The organism is bacterium SCSIO 12741 (assembly GCA_024398055.1).
Classification (GTDB): Bacteria; Bacteroidota; Bacteroidia; order Flavobacteriales_G; family Salibacteraceae; genus SCSIO-12741.
This window is the reverse complement of record CP073749.1, coordinates 565129-582163: the sequence shown is the minus strand read 5'-3', so window position 1 is coordinate 582163 and position 17035 is coordinate 565129. Positions and strand designations below refer to the sequence as shown.

Below are 17035 nucleotides of genomic sequence, written 5' to 3'. Positions count from 1 at the left end.
AAAACTATAAATTCTCTTTCAAAAATTACTGTACTCGATCGAGCTTTTCATCGATATAGCGAATCACCTTGTCCATCAAATGGATACGGTCTTTGCCTCGTACGTTGTGTTTGTGTCCAGGGTAGATGAAGAAGTCTACTTGAACACCATTATCAACCGCACTCTTCAACAGTGCAAACGAGTGTTGAGGTACGACTACATCATCATCCATTCCGTGAATCAGAAGGAGATCGCCTTGTAGGTTTCCGATTTTGTCAATCAAAGAGGCACGAGCATAACCATCGATGTTGGCTTCCGGAATGTCCATGTAGCGCTCGGTATACATTACCTCATAGAAGCTCCAATCGATCACGGGACCGCCTGCTACACCTACTTTAAATATACCTGGAGCCTTAAGCATCAAGCTGGTAGTCATAAATCCACCGTAGCTCCAACCATGAACGGCCATTCGATCTGGATCAATCCAGGATTGTGATTTCAAGAAATCCACACCGCGCAGTTGATCGGCAACTTCCAATTCGCCCAACATACGGAAGGTTTGCTGCTCAAATTCACGACCACGATTTTCAGTTCCTCTTCCGTCAACCGTAAATACTACATAACCTTTTTCGGCCAGGTAGTTCATCCAAAGAGAGGCTCCAGCCCACCAGCGATTGGTTAGCAATTGCACTCCAGGACCGTTGTAAACGTAAACCAGAGAGCGGTATTTTTTGGAAGGGTCAAAGTTGCTTGGCTTAATTATACGGTAGTTCAAAACCGATCCGTCAGCAGCTTCGAGTGTTCCCAGTTCAGGTCTGGCCATGTTGTAATCAGCCATTAGATCTGGAGAGCTGGACAAGGTCTTCAAGGTTTTTCCTTTGGCGTTAATCAGGTTAACATCCATAGGTGTGCTCAAAGACGTAAAGTAGTCAATAAGGTAGGCTCCAGAAGTAGAAAACTTCGAAGTATGTACACCACTTTCTTCAGACAACAGGGTTACCGATCCTTTAAGACTGGCTCGTGCCGGTAATCTGTCCATTCCATTGTTTGCCGTACGGGTAAAAAGAACATTGCCCGATGCATCAAATCCGTGAACATCGGTTACCACCCATTCGCCTTTGGTGATTTGACGAAGCATTTTGCCATCTGTGTTGTACAAGTACAGGTGATTGTATCCATCGCGTTCGCTTTGCCAGATAAACTGCTCAGCGTTGCCAGGAATGAACTCAATGGGGTGTAGGGGCTGAACGTACTTTTCATGTCTTTCTTCAAAAACCGTTTTTTCAAACTCACCGGTGGCCGCATTGTAACGGTTCATTTTCAAGTGATTTTGATCCCGGTTGAGGACTCCGATATACAAGGATTTTCCATCAGGACTCCAGGCGATATTCGTCAAGTACTGTTGTAACGGTTGACCAGTTTTAATCAGTACCTCTCCTTTAGTTTCCCGGTTAAAAATGGAAACAGTAACCTCATGACTCGTTTGTCCGGCCATTGGGTATCTTACGCTGGCGTCTGTTGCAGGAACTTCGTTAATACTCATGAGCGGGTAGAGGGTTACCCGACTTTCGTCTTTGCGGTAAAAAGCCAATTGGCTGCCATCTGGTGACCAAAAGGTTCCTTTGTGAATCCCAAATTCCAAACGGTGCACAGCTTGCCCACAAACAATTCCTTCACCCTCATTGGTAATTTGGTAGGGTTTGTTGGCTTCGGTATAATACAAGTTATTATCCAAGGTGTACGCCAAAGCGGAATGATCTACATTCCAGTCCGCATTCTCTGCATTTTTAGGAATCGCTAAAAGAGACTTTACCGACTTATCGGCGAAGGTGTATTGCATGAGTTGTTGCTGATGAACAAACCAGATGGCCTCTTTAGTATGCTTCATAAGACGGGGGAATCTTTTCAACTCGGCCAATCCGTCCGCCTTTTTCAAATCGTCGAAAGAAAGCAGAGTACTTTCCTCTTTAGAGTTTGCTGCTGCCATTTTTAGCACAGTCACACTATCTTCCAGGGTGATCCAGGAATAATTATCGCTGCCCTCTATCCAATGAAGTTGTTTGGGAGTTTGGGCACGAAAAGTGGTCCATTGACCAATAATGGATTGGTCCAGTGTTAAATCCTTTTTCTGGGCAACAGAGGAAAGTACGCAGGCAAATAGAGCCAACGCCATAACGAAATGTCTCATGGTGTAAAAATTAGGAAGCCAAATGTAAGCGATCCTGCTATTTCTTTTGCAACAGGATGGACTCGATCTTCGAGTTGTTAAGAGGCTTAGGGATAAACTCAGAAACATGAGGATTGTTCCGAGCTCGCTCAGTATCTGTATGATTGATGCTGGAAGACAACATATAAACCTGAGGTTTTTCCTCCGTTTCCGTTTGTCTTTCGCTAAATTCATCCAAAAATGCCCAGCCATCCATGATGGGCATATTGATGTCTACCAATATATGAGAGGGCTGCTCTTCGTCCTCCATACCATTGAGGATTTCAAGAGCTTCCTGTCCGTTCTTAGCCACAACTACCTTGCTGAATTTGCCCGATAGTTCGAGGTTTTTAGACGCAATGAGAATATCAACCTCGTTGTCATCTATTATTAGTACCGTATCTTCCTTCATTCCCAAATCCGTTAAAACTGGTTGCATCGCAGTTATCAGATCTCCTAGGGTCAAACTTATTACCTATACTGTATTTATGGTGTTTAGGATTCAATAACTTATTTCCAACAAATTGTCAATAAGTGATTTGAATCCAAAAGATAACGGTTTTATTTCATCTAAAAGTCTGATAGATAGGGCGTATTGGGAATTTGGCATCAAACGGAGAAGGCTCAAAAAAAAGATGAAAAAAAATATTTTGTTAGCATCTCAAGGCCCTCAATTTCATCCAACCACGCTCAAATAACTACCTTTGTCGCCGGTTAGCCTATGGGAACGGTTTTATTGGGAAATCTTGAGTTTGAACCCTTCATTCCGAAGGAGGAAATTTTGGAAGCCATCACGCTTTTGGCCGAAAAAATTAACCGGGACTACCAGGGCCGTAAAATCTACTTTATAGGTGTGCTAAACGGATCGTTCATGTTCGCTTCGGATTTGCTCAAACAAATCGAAAGAACCTGTGAGATTTCTTTTGTAAAGGTGCGCTCCTATGAGGGGACTCAATCTACCGGAACGATTACGGAAGAATTGGGACTCCAGGAGAGTTTAGAGGGAAAAGATGTCATCGTAATTGAAGACATTGTAGATACTGGAAATACATTGGAATATCTGTATGGAAGGTTCTCTGAATTGCGTCCGGCCTCATTAGAAATAGCCAGTCTTTTCCTCAAACCCGATGCGTATCACAAATCCATTCCGGTAAAATATGTTGGGATGGAAATACCCAATGACTTTATTGTAGGGTATGGTTTGGACTACGAAGGAGAGGGAAGAAACCTGAAGGATCTTTACAAGTTAAAACAGTAATTAAAGTTAAACTATGCTGAATATTGTATTGTTTGGCCCTCCGGGAGCCGGTAAAGGAACACAGTCTGATAAGTTGAAAGAAAAATATGGACTGGTTCATATCTCTACCGGAGATGTTTTTAGAGGGTTGGACCCCAACTCAGATTTGGCAAAACTGGCTAAGAGCTATTCCGACAAAGGAAACTTGGTGCCAGATGAGATTACCATCGATATCCTCGAATCAGAAGTGCAAAAGCATGCGGATATCAAAGGAGTGATTTACGATGGGTTTCCTCGTACCACGGGACAAGCAGAAGCTTTGGATACTTTTCTAAGCAAGAAAGGAACGGAAGTTACGATGATGTTGTCTTTGGTTGTTCCTGAAGAAGAGCTTAAAACTCGTTTGATCAAGCGAGCTGAGATTTCTGGCCGTGCCGATGATGCCGATCCGGAAATCATCCAAAATCGTATTAATACTTATAACAATAGCACTGCTCCTGTTGCTGCTTTTTACGAAAAGCAAGGCAAGTTGCGTGAGATTGATGGCGTTGGTTCTATCGACGAAATCTTCGAGCGTTTGTGCAGTGCCCTTGAAGCCTAAGCCGTGTCATTTAACCGGAAAATCGCATCCTCGAATTTTGTCGACTACGTCAAAATTAACTGCAAATCCGGTAATGGAGGGGCAGGTTCGGCTCACCTGAGACGTGAAAAATACGTTCCCAAAGGTGGACCGGATGGTGGTGATGGTGGCCGTGGCGGTCATATCATTATTCGAGGCAACAAACAACTTTGGACCTTACTTCCCCTAAAGTACCGCAAGCATATTTCTGCTGGTCATGGAGACAATGGTCGCAAGCAACGGTCTACCGGAAAAGACGGCGATGACGTCTATGTTGATGTTCCCTTGGGTACGATAGTCAAGGATCCGGAAACGGAGGAGATTCTTTGCGAAATCACGGACGAAGGCGAAGAGTTTGTTATCGCTCAGGGTGGTCGTGGTGGTCTTGGAAACTGGCACTTTAAAAGTTCGGTCAACCAAACTCCGCGTTATGCGCAGGAAGGAGAAGATGGAGTAGAAGTTTGGCGTATTCTTGAGCTGAAGGTTCTTGCCGATGTAGGTCTTGTGGGTTTCCCCAATGCAGGAAAGTCTACTTTGTTATCCGTATTGAGTGCAGCTAAGCCCGAGATTGCTAATTACGCTTTTACAACCCTGGTGCCCAACTTGGGGATTGTTTCTTACCGCAATCATCGCTCATTCGTGATGGCCGACATTCCTGGAATTATCGAAGGAGCGGCGGAAGGAAAGGGATTAGGGGTTCGGTTTCTACGTCACATCGAACGAAATTCAGCACTTCTGTTTTTGGTGCCGGCCGATGCCGATGATATCAATGCCGAGTACGAAATATTGCTCAACGAACTTCGTAAATACAACCCCGAACTGCTGGATAAACAACGCTTTTTGGCCATCACCAAATCCGATATGCTGGACGACGAACTTCAGGCAGAAATGGCTAAAGAGATCGATGTCGATGCCGAATGGATGTTCATTTCTTCTGTAGCACAAACCGGCTTAGACACGCTGAAGGACAACCTTTGGGCGCTTTTGGATTCTGAAGATCATGATTGAGACCTTGGAACAATGGGATAGGGAGTTGATGCTGTTTTTAAACGGTCTTCACGCCCCCTTTCTTGATTTTCCAATGGAGTTGATATCGGGTGTGGCTACCTGGTTTCCACTTTATGCACTGTTGTTGTATGGGCTCGGGAAAAAGTACGGTTGGTCCAGATGGTGGCTTTGGGTTTTGGCCCCCGTTTTAACGGTAGCTATGACCGACTGGATTTCAGTCAATCTTTTCAAAGAAGTTTTTGAACGCTATCGTCCTTCTCATAATCTCGAGATTCAGGATTTGCTCCATTACGTGGGCGATTACCGCGGTGGCCAATTCGGATTCGTTAGTTCACATGCCACGACGTCTTTTGGAATTGCTACCATCATGACTTGGATGTACCGCAACCGAAAAATTGCTTTAGCCATGTATATCTGGGCGGCCATCGTATCCTACAGCCGTATCTATTTGGGTGTACACTATCCGGGCGACATTGCCGGAGGTATTTTGTTAGGCCTAACCATAGGCTGCTTTACCGGCTGGCTTTTCACCACCGTCCACCAAAAAAAATGGGGAAGCCTCCCAAGCTGGACATAATTACACTTTTCAAAATTGAGGATTCAAGATTGGAGATTGGAGATTGAAAAGTTCACTCCGCCCGACAGCGTTTCTTACACCCAATCAAAGCATCATTATCCGCTTTTGATAATTGAGCCATAGGACCAATTTTCTTTAGCATTGGACGAGCCTTATCGCATTCACCCCGTTCACAGTAGGAAACACCAAGCCGGTATAAATAGATGGGATTATCGGGATCCAAATCCAGGGCTTGTTCCATGTAATCAAACCACTTTTTTTGGTAGCCAGCAGCGGCATTCGGATTGTCCTGAATCATCATGTTCTGGCAATCGGCCAGGTAGGAATAGAGTGCGGGATCTTCTGTGTCATTTTTTAATGCTCGTTCAAAGTAACCAACCGCATGCGAAGCTTGTCCTCTTTGGTAATAGCTAAGCGCCATTTGTTTATAGGCTTCAGGTCGATCCCGGTCAATTTTTGCAGCTTCCTGAAGAACGTTCCAAGCCAGTCGATAAAGACTATCACTGCGGGTAGGATTGGATTCGTTTAAGGAGAGGTAGTCCAAAACTTCAGCCTTTACGCAACGAGCCAGATAGGGTTCCTCTTGGTTTGCAATCAATTGATCGCAACGTTTCAACGACAGGTTAGCATCACCTACATCTCGATAGAAATAGGCCGCCATCATGTCCAGGCTGTTTATCTCTTCCCGGGGCTGATGGAAGGGGTTTAAAACCTTGGTCAACACCTTAGAAAGCGTACCCGGCTCCAGAGCTTGAGCATCAGAAAATATGTCCTGGTGGGCCTGATCGGGTTTCTTTTGAAAAAGGACACTAATTGGATCGGCATAGATCATCGTCCAATTTTCGGATTGGTTCAGGTAGCCAATGAGTGTGACAAAATCTGTTCGTTTGAGGTAGGCATATTGAAAGTCATGGCGTTTGTCAAAGTCTTCAAAAAAACGTGGGTTTTGATTCGCGATCAATACATCCGCAAAGAATTGTTCAGGAAATACATCCAAGTCTCGTAAATCGATAAAGGATCGGTAATCCGGACTCAAAGCCCATAGCGGATAGGACGAGGTTAGGTAATCTGAAAAATGGGGCTTGGAGTAGTCTATTTTCTTGAGAGCTTCTGTCATGCCAACGGGGGCGTATTCTTTATACACCTCCAAACCATAACGATCTCGTGAATCCGTCATCCGATAAAAGGAGTCGGTAACCACCAATACGTACAAAGCCAAAACCACTAACGGAGTGGCCGTACTCATCAATCGGCTAAGCTTTTCTTTCTCCCAAAATGAATAGGACCCAGCTAAAGAGGCCAGGAGGGGAGTGGCTGCAAAAACGAAAAAAGGAACATTCCGTTGAGATGTGAATCCCAAATAGGCCAGTCCGGCCAGCAAAACCAAGTAACCGAGGGAATGGTGGCCGAGAAAGGAACGGAGTCCCTGTTTTTTCAGATCGAGCAGCAGCAGGATAACGGTTAGGCCAATCCAGGTGAGAAAGGCATAAGATTGCCAGGGTTCCCACCAGGTAGCTGCAGAAACGGAATGGAGCTCCGTAGTAAATTGATTGGCTCCAAGCTGACCATAAATCTCCAAAGGATGAATGAGCATATACCATCCACGTGGGTTAATCATCACAGCCAGCACAGCAGCGGCGGCGGCCATCAGCCATTTTTTGTCCCACGTTTTTTCTTGGCGCCTTCTGATATCCCAAAGTTCGCTGGCCGATAATAGTCCAATGATTACGAACCCGGTACCATAAGCTTCGTGCAAATTGACCCACAAAGCCATGAGCGGTGCCCAAAGGAAAATGACCCAATCTCTTTTTCGGCGGTAAGCCAGGTAGATAGCCACCATCAGTAAGGTGAATAAATGGCTGATGGTTTCCGGACGAGCGGTCATCCGGTAGGAGCAAATAAGCAGCGCAAATGCGGCAATGAGATAGATTAGTGGTGACTGCCTATGGTTAGACAGTTCTCGATAAATCCAAAGCAGGGAGCCAACAATTCCAACAGCAACCAGCGATTGAAAAACGCCGACAAATTCGGGCCCAGATACTTGGGAAAAGGCATAAAGAATCCACTCGTAAAGCCATTTTACGTTAATCCATTCTGTACCGGGAAACGTGAATGAAAACTCATCCACCGTTGGAGCCGACCCATTTTGATGAATCCATTCTCCGGTTCTCAGGTACCACCAAATATCCGGTTCCAAAAGCTTTTTAAATCCTAAGGCAACGGCCAGAATAAAAAGAAATATTGCACTGATTCGGTTCTTGGTAAATGATAGTTTGTTTGCCATAGCCAGGACCAAAAATAACCATTTGACCGGCACTATCATCACCCTTTGGTATTCACGAAAATGTGTTGAGTTTTTTGCGAAACAACTGGAATTGGAGACCTCAAATCCGCTAAATTGCCGGCAAAACTCTCCTATGCTTGCAACGGTTGACTGGATCATAATAGGCTTGTACCTGGCTTTTACCCTGTTCATTGGATTTCGATTTCGAAACCAAGCCGGACAGAGCCTTGCCGATTTCTTTCTCGGTGGCCGAAACATGCCTTGGTATGTGGCCGGTATTTCCATGGTAGCGACCACGTTTGCTGCCGATACGCCATTGTGGGTAAGCGAGAAAATTGCACAATATGGAATCAGCGGAAACTGGCTCTGGTGGAACGCTTTGATCGGTGGAATGCTCACCACTTTTTTCTTTTCCAAGCTTTGGAGAAGGGCAAATGTATTGACGGAGTTGGAATTCATCGAATTACGATATAGCGGTATTCCAGCCCAAATCCTGCGGGGTTTCAAATCGGTGTACATGGGGCTCTTTTTGAATGTGGTGATCATCGGCTGGGTCAACTTTGCTTTGATGACCATCCTGCATGTATTTTTCGATATACCGGCCTACGATTCCAGTATTCCCTTTTATGAAAATGAGCTGCTCTGGTACATTGGTGCGGCCATGCTTTTGGTGGCCATATACTCGTCTTTGTCCGGATTAATCGGTGTGGCAATTACGGATATGGTGCAGTTTTTCATTGCCATGGCCGGCTGTATTGCCTTGGCCTGGTTTGCCTTGGATACACCTCAGGTGGGGGAATTGCTGGATTAAAAGAGCAGTTGCCCGAATGGAGATTCAACTTTTTCCCGGATATTGGCTCGGCATCGGTAAGTGATCAATTGGGGGTATATAGCATCAGTATTGCGGCCTTTTTTACCTTTTTTCTGGTGCAATGGTGGGCTAGCTGGATGCCAGGAGCTGAACCGGGTGGTGGTGGTTATGTAGCCCAACGAATGATGAGTACCCGAAACGAAAAGGATGCTTTGAAAGCAACCCTCTTTTTTCAAGTGGCCCATTATTGCTTACGCCCTTGGCCTTGGATTATCACTGGATTGTGTGCCCTGGTCTTGTTTCCGGATTTAGCTCCTTCAGAGGCCGGAAAGGGATTTGTACTCATCATGAAACACTACTTACCAGCAGGAGTCAAAGGACTGCTTTTGGTGGCTTTTCTTTCGGCCTATATGAGTACCATTTCCACTCAATTGAACTGGGGAGCGAGCTTCTTAACGAATGACCTCTACCGCCGTTTTATTCGGCCGGAAGAATCCTTTGCGCAGTACGATGGTCTATCCGATGATTCTGAAAAAGCAGCGCAAAAGCACTATGTAAAGGTTGCTCGCTGGTTTACCCTGCTTATCATGGTGATCGCGTTTTTTACCACCACCATGATCAGTACCATCGATGAAGCGGTCCGATTCTTAATTGCCGCAGGTGCTGGATTGGGTATGGTTCTAATCCTGCGCTGGTTTTGGTGGCGCATCAATGCCTGGAGTGAAATTAGTGCTTCACTATTTCCATTGGTGGGGTACCTCATAGCCAAAAAGGTCCTTCTCCTTTCAGAGCCCATGGATTTTTTGTTTACCGTAGCGGTTACCTCCGTGGGATGGATTTTGGTAACCCTGCTTACACCTCCTGAAAAGGAAACAACTTTGGACCATTTTTGTGATCGGGTCAAGCCTGAAGGATTCTGGAATCAGCGCAAGGGTAGTAGAGGCTGGCAAGGAACCTGGCCTTTATTTACGGCCTGGATTATGGGTGTTCTCATGACCTATTCCATTCTTTTTGCCATTGGCTACTTATTGTTCGTAGAATGGTCCTTGTTCGCGATTTGGGCTGGTTTGGCCTTGGTGAGTGGAATTATTCTTTTCAGAATGTTGGGAAAAGTGACGACTAAAGGTACTTAAGCACCTTGTTGATGAGTTCGCTGTGATCAACCGGCTTTGGTAAGAAATCATTGATTCCCGATTCGCGATAATCCCGTTGCAGCATGTGTCCCGAAGTAGCACTAATGGCGATGATGGGCAGTTCCTGCTCAGAATACTTTAGCCGGATTTTTTCAGCCGTAGAATAACCGTCCAATTCGGGCATTTGCAGATCCATAAGAATCAAATCGTAGTAGTCCGGCTCGATTTTTTGCAAGGCTATAAGACCATTTTCCGCAAATTCTACCTCACAATTGATGCCTTGTAGGTACTTGGAAATAATTAATCGGTTAATTCGGTTGTCTTCTACCAATAGCACCCTTCCGGTCTTGAGTTTTCCATCGAGTTCTTTGGTTTCAGGTTTGATAATCTGGAGTTTTTCTGCCCCGCATTTCAGGTTCAACGTAAAGTAAAAAGTGGATCCTTTTTGCAATTCACTGTTCACTTCAATTTCTCCTCCGAGAAGGTTGATTAGCTTTTGAGTAATTCCCAGTCCAAGTCCGCTTCCGCCATAGAGTCTTGGGGTGTCTGTTGTGGCCTGAACAAATTGACTAAATATCGCTCCGATTTTACTCGGTTCAATCCCGATTCCTGTATCCATAACAGAAAACTTCACGGGCACCTTCTCCTCCTGAGGGCCAACCCGTTCAACGCGCAAAGTGATGCTTCCGGAATGAGTGAACTTAATTCCGTTCATGATCAGATTAAACAGAATTTGGCTTATTCGCGTAGGGTCGGTAATTACTTGATTGGGGATGGTATTGTCGTACTCCAGTTGCAGGCTTAGGTTCTTGGCATTCGCATTCGGCTCAAGCGATCCAATAATCTTAGTTAGGAGTTTCTTGAGGTTAAACTCCCGGTCCTCTAACACCAGTTTTCCTGCTTCAATTTTCCCGAAGTCCAGTACATCATTAATCAGGCTGAGTAAGCTTTCAGATGAAAACTTGAGCAGATCCAGGTTCTTGGCCTGTTGGTCCGTCGATTTTTCCGTGGTTATAATATTGGTCAAGCCAATGACGGCATTGAGCGGCGTCCTTATCTCATGGGAAAGCATGTTGAGAAAGGCAATTTTTGCACTTACGCTTCGCTCCATCTCGTAATGAGCCTCATTGAGTTTGATGTTGGTCTCATTCAAAATTCGGTTCTTGTTAAGATTCTGGACATAGAGGATGGAACTAAGTAAAGCAAAGAAACAGGCGATGATACTGAGTACTCCAACCAGAATCCATTGATCTTTCAGACTCAAAGTATCTTCATACAGCTTTTGGTTTTCTTGCTGAATGAGCTCATTGGTCAATTGATAAAATTTGGCGACTTCCCGCTTGGAGGTGTTGACATCCAGGTTTGAGAGAAACAGGGTGATTTTACCAAGTAATTGTGGAGGGATGCAGCGTTTACAAATGGGTTGCGCGAATTCCTGCTGCAACTGCTCTGTATCCATCACATCAATATGACTTATGTCCTGGCGAAGTAGATTTAACTCCTCATTTAGCTTGCCCAAGGAGCGGAGGGTCACTTGATGCTTTTCTACTCGCGACTGAATCGTGGAGGCCTTAAACACCGTGAGCAGTATACTGGCGATAAAAGCTAAGGCCAGCACCGGGAGTATCCAGTATTTTAGTTTGTCTCTTTTCATCGAATCGGTCGAGTCGGTACAAAGATGAGAATTTCAAAGATGGTTCTAAGGTTATTTTTTGGGGACCGATTCAAAAAAAATGACGGACCAAAGTCCGCCATCATAAAGGTCCGAAAGAATGTAAATCCGCTGCATTCAATACGTATCATCCGGACCTCGTCAGGATAAAATCTCTTTATACGATTGAGTGCAGAAGTTCCCCTGCAAAAATGGGGCCTTAAAATTTTTGTAGATGGTGGTAGAGGGCGTTCATCGGCAGACCCACCACATTGTAGTAAGTTCCCTCCATCATTTTTACGCCAGTAAGTCCTATCCACTCCTGAATTCCGTAAGAACCAGCCTTGTCAAATGGGGAATAGGTATCCACATAAAAGTCAATGTCTTCTTGGCTTAGCTTAGAAAAGGTAATGTAGGTGACTGCATGAAAAACCACTTGCTGTTCATCGGATTGAATACTCACTCCGGTGATTACCTCGTGAGTCTTGTCAGAAAGCATCGAAAGCATTCGCACCGCCTCATCACGATTGGCTGGTTTGTTCAAGATTTCGTCTTCAAAGGTGACCAGCGTATCTGCTGTAATCACAATGGCTTTTTCATCGACCAAATCCTCGTAAGCTTCCGCTTTTTTGCGAGCCAGGTACTCTGCTACTTGACGTGGATTAAGATGTTTAGGATAATCTTCTTCAACTGATCTAACCAATACCTCAAAATCGATACCTAACTGCTCCATGAGAGCTTTGCGTCTTGGAGAGCCAGAGGCCAATACAATTCGACGATTCGTTAAGTTGGATAGGGGCATGATCAGGCAGATAAATGATAATAGACGATAAGCATGTACAAGATGCCCACCACGGAGGCAATTTTGTTCATCTCAGCCGGAAAACGAAACTGCTTGGATTCCTTTCCGCTATAGGTGAGCCACATGATAAACAGAATCAAGGGCCCCAGGAATCCATAAAAATACAAGGCCGAGAGTCGGTCGTACACATAGTTTACATGGAGAAAAACCACTAAGCCAAGTACAATAAGATAGATGGTGATGAGTATCCAGGAGGTTTTCCGAATTCCAAAAACCACTGGCATGGTCTTGCAACCAAAGGCACTATCACCCTTCATGTCCACAATATCCTTGGTGATTTCCCGAGCAAAAGTCATGAGAAAGGCAAAGCCAGAAAAAGCCAACGTCCAGAAAAATAGAGTTTTGATGGTATGCATGAAAGGGCCGTAAGCCTGTGGATGTTCCTCCAAGAAGGGATGATACTCGTCTACCAATGCAGGAACTTCATATATGCTTACCATTAGCGGGACAATGGCCACACAAAGAGCAATTGCCAAGTTTCCCCAAACCAACCGGCGTTTAAAATCCGTGGAATAGAACCAAAGTGTCGCAATAAGAATAACATGGATAAGTGCCAACTGATAGGAACCTGCTTTGATGGCAACATAACCTGCCAGGGCCACCGCAATTCCATTCATGACTATGTGAGATGCCATGGCTACCCGGCGTTTAATGTGCCTTCCCACGATAATTCGGTCAGGCTTATTTACGCGGTCAATCTTAATGTCGAAGTAGTCGTTGATGATATTTCCGGCACCAGCAACCAAAATCACGGACAATACGAGCAGGAAGAAGTCGAGTTCACTGAACTGAAGCTCTAAACTTTGGAGCGCTAAATAAGGTTTGAAAACAGCCCATCTAAGCAAGTACATGATGAGCGCCATGATGGCGAGATTTTGCCATCGAACGGCTTTTATATAGGCAACTACTGGATTCATTACCACATAAAGTCTTTAAAGTTACGTTGAGATTCTTCTTCTTTAAACCAGGTTCCCTGGGCCATCATGACTCCTTGAATCAAATCACGAACACACCCTTCTCCGCCAGCATAGGGAGAAACATATTGGCTAATTCCCTGAATTTCGCGAGCAGCATCTTTAGGACAAGCAGCCAAACCAACTCGCTGCATCACCTGATAGTCGGGAATATCGTCTCCCATGTAAGAACATTGAGCAGGATCGATGGAATAACCGGTAATGTGATCTTCAAATACCTCGAGCTTGTCATGGCATTTTAGGTAAATGTGTTTAATCCCCAATTGTTCGAGCTGAGCCTTAACGGCGGCGGAATTTCCACCGGTAAAGACGGCTAAATGATAGCCCTTTTTTACCGCTAACTGAACCGCGTAACTGTCCCGAGCATTGAGGGTTCTCACCAGTTGGCCATTTTCCATAACCCTTACATGGCCGTTAGTAAACACACCATCTACATCGAAAAAAAACGATTTGATTTGGGTTAGTGTATGGGCGAGTCCTGCCTTCATGATGGATTACGAAGATAGCGAATTGGGGTCGCTTGATTGTCCTCGTTGAATACTTTCAGTAAAGGATTGATAGAGCCCCTGAAGATTAGGATCGTCAGCCAACATGGCCAAATGCTTTTCCACGGTTTGCGAATCCCCTCTACGTGCAGGGCCGGTTTGAGCCTTATCTGGCCCCATTTCAATGGCCTTCGACAGGGTTTCAAACAAAAGAGGATAAAGTACCGCCTTAGGCAATTGCTGACTTTCTAACCAATCCATGGATAATTGGAACAAATGATTGGTGAAATTGTTGGCAATAACTCCTGCCAGATGCAACTTTCGACGATTTTCAGAACTCACTTCATAAGGATTGGCTCCTAAAGAAAGAGCCAGCTGACTCAAAGGTTCCAAAAAATTGGCCTGCGATACTTCCAGAAAAATAGGCACCTGTTTTAAACCAATATCTCGCCCCTTGGTAAAGGATTGGAAAGGATAAAAAACAGCCTTGGGTCCGGCATAGCGAATCTCTTCCAATGACTTGGCACCGCTGCAATGAACGGCCATTGCGTTAGTTACCGGCAATTGTTCTGAAACCGGGCCAATTTGATCGTCGCTAACGGCTAAAAAAATCAAATCGCTGGAAGGAAGGTCCGATAATGAATCGATGACGGATGTGGAAAGAGTTTGTGCCAGTTCAGCTGAATGTGCTGAATTTCTGGAATACACGGCCTTTAGTTCAAGCCCAGCATTTACCAAGGCTTTGCCCAGGACGTGTGCCACATTTCCTGAGCCAATCAAAGTGGCCGTTTTAAAACTCATTGTGTTTTATTGAAACCGAATCCGGTTATAGATCGCTAAGATAGTACCCAAAAACATCAGAATACTGCCAATCCAAAGAATATTGATGTAAGGAAACACAATAGCCTGCATCACGATGAAGTCACGACTCATTCCCTTCTTCTCTTCAATGGCGATTTCAAAGTTGTTTTCCATCGGATTGATCTTCGTGAAGGTTACGCGCATACCAATCTGCTCCAATTCATCTGGAATCGGAATGACATAGCTTGAATCGCGAAGTACAAATACCGGTGAAAGGTGATGGTGATCCGTATTAAAATCCCAGACCGAAAGATGGGCAGCTACAGATAGGTCCGTAGGCTTTAGGCCCAAAGAGGTGTCTGTGTAGCGAGCTACACTATCCAGTACCACTATCGCGTTTCTGGCAAATGCGGTATCCCCAATTTGAAGGGTAACCATTTTAGGCTCTTCGTAGTCGCCTTCTATGGGATCTTCCAATCGAGCCCAGGTAACGTGGGTATAAATGTCTTTGTTCAGGAAATGGCGCGTATCCGGCTCAGGTACATTACCCATTCGAGGGTTGGTTTGCACCCGAGGTCTGAGTGTAAAGGCATAGGGACCTGGACGATTGTTTTCTCCTTTTTCAAAGTACTCTACTTCGAATAGGATGTTTACTCCATCTCGTTCTTTACCTCCATAGCGAACCCAATAGTCACCCATCATGAGGGTGTCGTTTTCCATCAATAAGATGTTCTCCCGGTTGTTAAATTCCTTGTCCAATTGGCTCACGTCATAGCGAGAAGTATTGGCCGAAATCTTATCTTGTTTACCCATGGAAATGACGATTCCGAGCATCATCAGCCCAAAGCCAATGTGTGAAATAGAAGCACCGGCGTGGCGAATTTTTCCTTTGAGAATACGAAGCCAGTAATCAGTATTTCCAACTACAGCAAACCAGGAGGCTACCACTAAGAGTAGATGGAAGGCATCTGATATTTCCAGCAAGAGTCCCGTGCCAATGCCCAGTAACAAACTAATGATACCTGCTACTGAGGTTCGGTTGAGGTATTTTTTGAAAGGCGTTTTTCGGTAATTGAGGTATTGCGAAAACCCGATCAAGATCAAAATGATCAAGATAAATGGCGTTTGCCATGCGTTGTAGTGATCGATGGCATCTACCGGAGGAGCCATGTTGGTTCCAAATACTTTGTTGATGACCGGCTTGGAGGTGCTAAAGGTGATCTGGAACGAAGAGATCAATAAAACCAAAGAACCCGTAAACATCCAGAATTCTCTCGACCAGAGGGCTTCATCCTGATTGACCCGCGGAAAGCGGCGGTAGTTGCGAATGATAAGTCCGGCGGATAGGAAAAAATAGAACAACAGGTAAACCAACAATTGACCTGACATTCCTAAGTCGGTAAAGGCATGAACAGAAGACTCTCCCAATACACCACTTCGGGTAAGGAAGGAAGAGTACAATACCAGCACAAAACTTAAGGTTGAAAGTAAGAATAGGGTTACCAAAACACCACCTTTCTTCTGCTGAATGAGCATGAGGTGTGCAGCACCTACTATGATAATCCAGGGAACGAGGGAAGCATTTTCTACTGGATCCCAAGCCCAAAACCCACCAAAACTTAGCGCTTCGTATGCCCAGGCTCCACCCATTAAAATACCCAGCCCCAAAATGAAAATACTAAATACGGTCCAGGGCAATGCAGGCTTTATCCAAGAGTTAAAATCTTGCTTCCACATACCTGCTATGGCATAAGCGAAGGGGACGATGGTAGAGGCAAATCCTAAGAAAAGAGTAGGGGGGTGAATCGTCATCCAATAGTTCTGAAGCAATGGATTGAGTCCCCGGCCATCGATCAAATCGGTGTAATTCGGATTTTGAAAGGCAGGCAAGAACATAAAGTCAGGATGCTCTCGTAGCAATACGGTAAATGGATTGGATCCCAGGCGGTATTCGAATAGGTAAACTCCAAGAATCATCGAGATCAAGAATGCTTGGGTAGAACTGATTACCGCCATTACAGGGGCTTCCCAAGTTTTGGAGGTTCGGGTTAAAATGACTCCCAACACCGCATGCCAAAAAGCCCAAAGCAAAAAGCTCCCTTCCTGACCTTCCCAGAAACAGGAGAAAATATAACGTAGCGGAAGTTCCGAGCTGGAGTGGTACCAAACATAATGGTACTCAAACATATCTTGGAACAACATGTAGAAGAGGGTGCCTACAATTCCAAAGATTCCTGCAGTATGCAGGTAAAAGGCCTTGCGACCAATCGCTTTCCAACCGGCATCCGATCGGGTAGTGGCAAAGAAATAACTAATGGTTGCGAGCAGTGCTGCGCAGAAACTTAGAATGACAAAAAAATTACCTACCTGTCCTGGTAAAAGGTGCTCTCCGGGATATTCCATCTACT

13 protein-coding genes and 1 pseudogene are annotated in these 17035 nt (G+C 45.0%); 5 read left to right on the top strand and 9 right to left on the bottom strand.

Annotated features, from left to right (window positions below; translation table 11 throughout):
• Window positions 1-25: 25 nt before the first annotated feature.
• Both KFE98_02535 and KFE98_02530 read right to left on the bottom strand, forming a co-directional pair.
• Window positions 26-2167 (bottom strand): DPP IV N-terminal domain-containing protein, encoded by a 2142-nt coding sequence (locus tag KFE98_02535; protein UTW63052.1) that lies wholly within the window; start codon window positions 2165-2167, stop codon window positions 26-28.
• Between the two features lie 37 nt (window positions 2168-2204).
• On the bottom strand, window positions 2205-2624 hold the full coding sequence (locus KFE98_02530) for a response regulator (protein ID UTW63051.1): 420 nt from the start codon (window positions 2622-2624) through the stop codon (window positions 2205-2207).
• Window positions 2625-2906: 282 nt separating this feature from the next.
• Between KFE98_02530 and hpt the strand changes: the two genes are divergently transcribed.
• The 4 genes from hpt to KFE98_02510 are packed head-to-tail and all read left to right on the top strand — an operon-like array spanning window position 2907 to window position 5626.
• Window positions 2907-3443 carry a hypoxanthine phosphoribosyltransferase gene (gene hpt / locus KFE98_02525; protein UTW63050.1) on the top strand — a complete coding sequence of 179 codons (537 nt, stop codon included), beginning with the start codon at window positions 2907-2909 and terminating at the stop codon, window positions 3441-3443.
• A 13-nt stretch (window positions 3444-3456) separates the two neighbouring features.
• Complete coding sequence (locus tag KFE98_02520) at window positions 3457-4023, top strand: adenylate kinase (GenBank protein ID UTW63049.1); 567 nt, start codon at window positions 3457-3459, stop codon at window positions 4021-4023.
• 21 nt (window positions 4024-4044) lie between these two features.
• Window positions 4045-5049, top strand: a complete 1005-nt coding sequence (obgE, locus tag KFE98_02515; protein ID UTW64622.1) for a GTPase ObgE — start codon at window positions 4045-4047, stop codon at window positions 5047-5049.
• Entirely contained in the window at window positions 5042-5626 is a 585-nt protein-coding gene (locus KFE98_02510; protein UTW63048.1) for a phosphatase PAP2 family protein, read from the top strand. The genes obgE and KFE98_02510 overlap by 8 nt, the downstream gene beginning before the upstream one ends.
• Window positions 5627-5678: 52 nt before the next feature.
• Here the strand turns inward: KFE98_02510 and KFE98_02505 are convergent, their stop codons facing one another.
• Window positions 5679-7910 (bottom strand): hypothetical protein, encoded by a 2232-nt coding sequence (locus KFE98_02505; GenBank protein UTW63047.1) that lies wholly within the window; start codon window positions 7908-7910, stop codon window positions 5679-5681.
• A gap of 133 nt (window positions 7911-8043) precedes the next feature.
• On the opposite strand from KFE98_02505, the pseudogene KFE98_02500 reads away from it, so the two are divergent.
• Window positions 8044-9854 (top strand): annotated as a pseudogene (locus KFE98_02500) (Na+:solute symporter).
• Here KFE98_02500 and KFE98_02495 read toward each other — a convergent pair.
• The 6 genes from KFE98_02495 to ccsA all read right to left on the bottom strand — a co-directional run bounded on the left by KFE98_02495 (window position 9841) and on the right by ccsA (window position 17030).
• Window positions 9841-11508: a response regulator gene (locus KFE98_02495; protein UTW63046.1), complete on the bottom strand. Its 1668-nt coding sequence runs from the start codon at window positions 11506-11508 to the stop codon at window positions 9841-9843. The pseudogene KFE98_02500 and the gene KFE98_02495 sit on opposite strands and share 14 nt — an antisense overlap.
• A gap of 217 nt (window positions 11509-11725) precedes the next feature.
• Window positions 11726-12307 (bottom strand): septum formation protein Maf, encoded by a 582-nt coding sequence (maf, locus tag KFE98_02490; GenBank protein ID UTW63045.1) that lies wholly within the window; start codon window positions 12305-12307, stop codon window positions 11726-11728.
• Window positions 12308-12309: 2 nt separating this feature from the next.
• Window positions 12310-13284: a geranylgeranylglycerol-phosphate geranylgeranyltransferase gene (locus KFE98_02485; GenBank protein ID UTW63044.1), complete on the bottom strand. Its 975-nt coding sequence runs from the start codon at window positions 13282-13284 to the stop codon at window positions 12310-12312.
• Complete coding sequence (locus KFE98_02480) at window positions 13284-13829, bottom strand: 3-deoxy-D-manno-octulosonate 8-phosphate phosphatase (protein ID UTW63043.1); 546 nt, start codon at window positions 13827-13829, stop codon at window positions 13284-13286. Before KFE98_02480 ends, KFE98_02485 begins: the two co-directional genes overlap by 1 nt.
• A 6-nt stretch (window positions 13830-13835) precedes the next feature.
• On the bottom strand, window positions 13836-14627 hold the full coding sequence (locus tag KFE98_02475; GenBank protein ID UTW63042.1) for a DUF2520 domain-containing protein: 792 nt from the start codon (window positions 14625-14627) through the stop codon (window positions 13836-13838).
• A gap of 6 nt (window positions 14628-14633) precedes the next feature.
• Complete coding sequence (ccsA, locus tag KFE98_02470; GenBank protein ID UTW63041.1) at window positions 14634-17030, bottom strand: cytochrome c biogenesis protein CcsA; 2397 nt, start codon at window positions 17028-17030, stop codon at window positions 14634-14636.
• Window positions 17031-17035: the final 5 nt, after the last annotated feature.

What these genes read in the sequence shown, in the direction of transcription:
- KFE98_02535 (UTW63052.1), bottom strand. Translation starts at nt 2,167, where the DNA reads ATGAGACATTTCGTTATGGCGTTGGCTCTATTTGCCTGCGTACTTTCC.
- KFE98_02530 (UTW63051.1), bottom strand. Translation starts at nt 2,624, where the DNA reads ATGCAACCAGTTTTAACGGATTTGGGAATGAAGGAAGATACGGTACTA.
- hpt (UTW63050.1), top strand. Translation starts at nt 2,907, where the DNA reads ATGGGAACGGTTTTATTGGGAAATCTTGAGTTTGAACCCTTCATTCCG.
- KFE98_02520 (UTW63049.1), top strand. Translation starts at nt 3,457, where the DNA reads ATGCTGAATATTGTATTGTTTGGCCCTCCGGGAGCCGGTAAAGGAACA.
- KFE98_02510 (UTW63048.1), top strand. Translation starts at nt 5,042, where the DNA reads ATGATTGAGACCTTGGAACAATGGGATAGGGAGTTGATGCTGTTTTTA.
- KFE98_02505 (UTW63047.1), bottom strand. Translation starts at nt 7,910, where the DNA reads ATGGCAAACAAACTATCATTTACCAAGAACCGAATCAGTGCAATATTT.
- KFE98_02495 (UTW63046.1), bottom strand. Translation starts at nt 11,508, where the DNA reads ATGAAAAGAGACAAACTAAAATACTGGATACTCCCGGTGCTGGCCTTA.
- maf (UTW63045.1), bottom strand. Translation starts at nt 12,307, where the DNA reads ATGCCCCTATCCAACTTAACGAATCGTCGAATTGTATTGGCCTCTGGC.
- KFE98_02485 (UTW63044.1), bottom strand. Translation starts at nt 13,284, where the DNA reads ATGAATCCAGTAGTTGCCTATATAAAAGCCGTTCGATGGCAAAATCTC.
- KFE98_02480 (UTW63043.1), bottom strand. Translation starts at nt 13,829, where the DNA reads ATGAAGGCAGGACTCGCCCATACACTAACCCAAATCAAATCGTTTTTT.
- KFE98_02475 (UTW63042.1), bottom strand. Translation starts at nt 14,627, where the DNA reads ATGAGTTTTAAAACGGCCACTTTGATTGGCTCAGGAAATGTGGCACAC.
- ccsA (UTW63041.1), bottom strand. Translation starts at nt 17,030, where the DNA reads ATGGAATATCCCGGAGAGCACCTTTTACCAGGACAGGTAGGTAATTTT.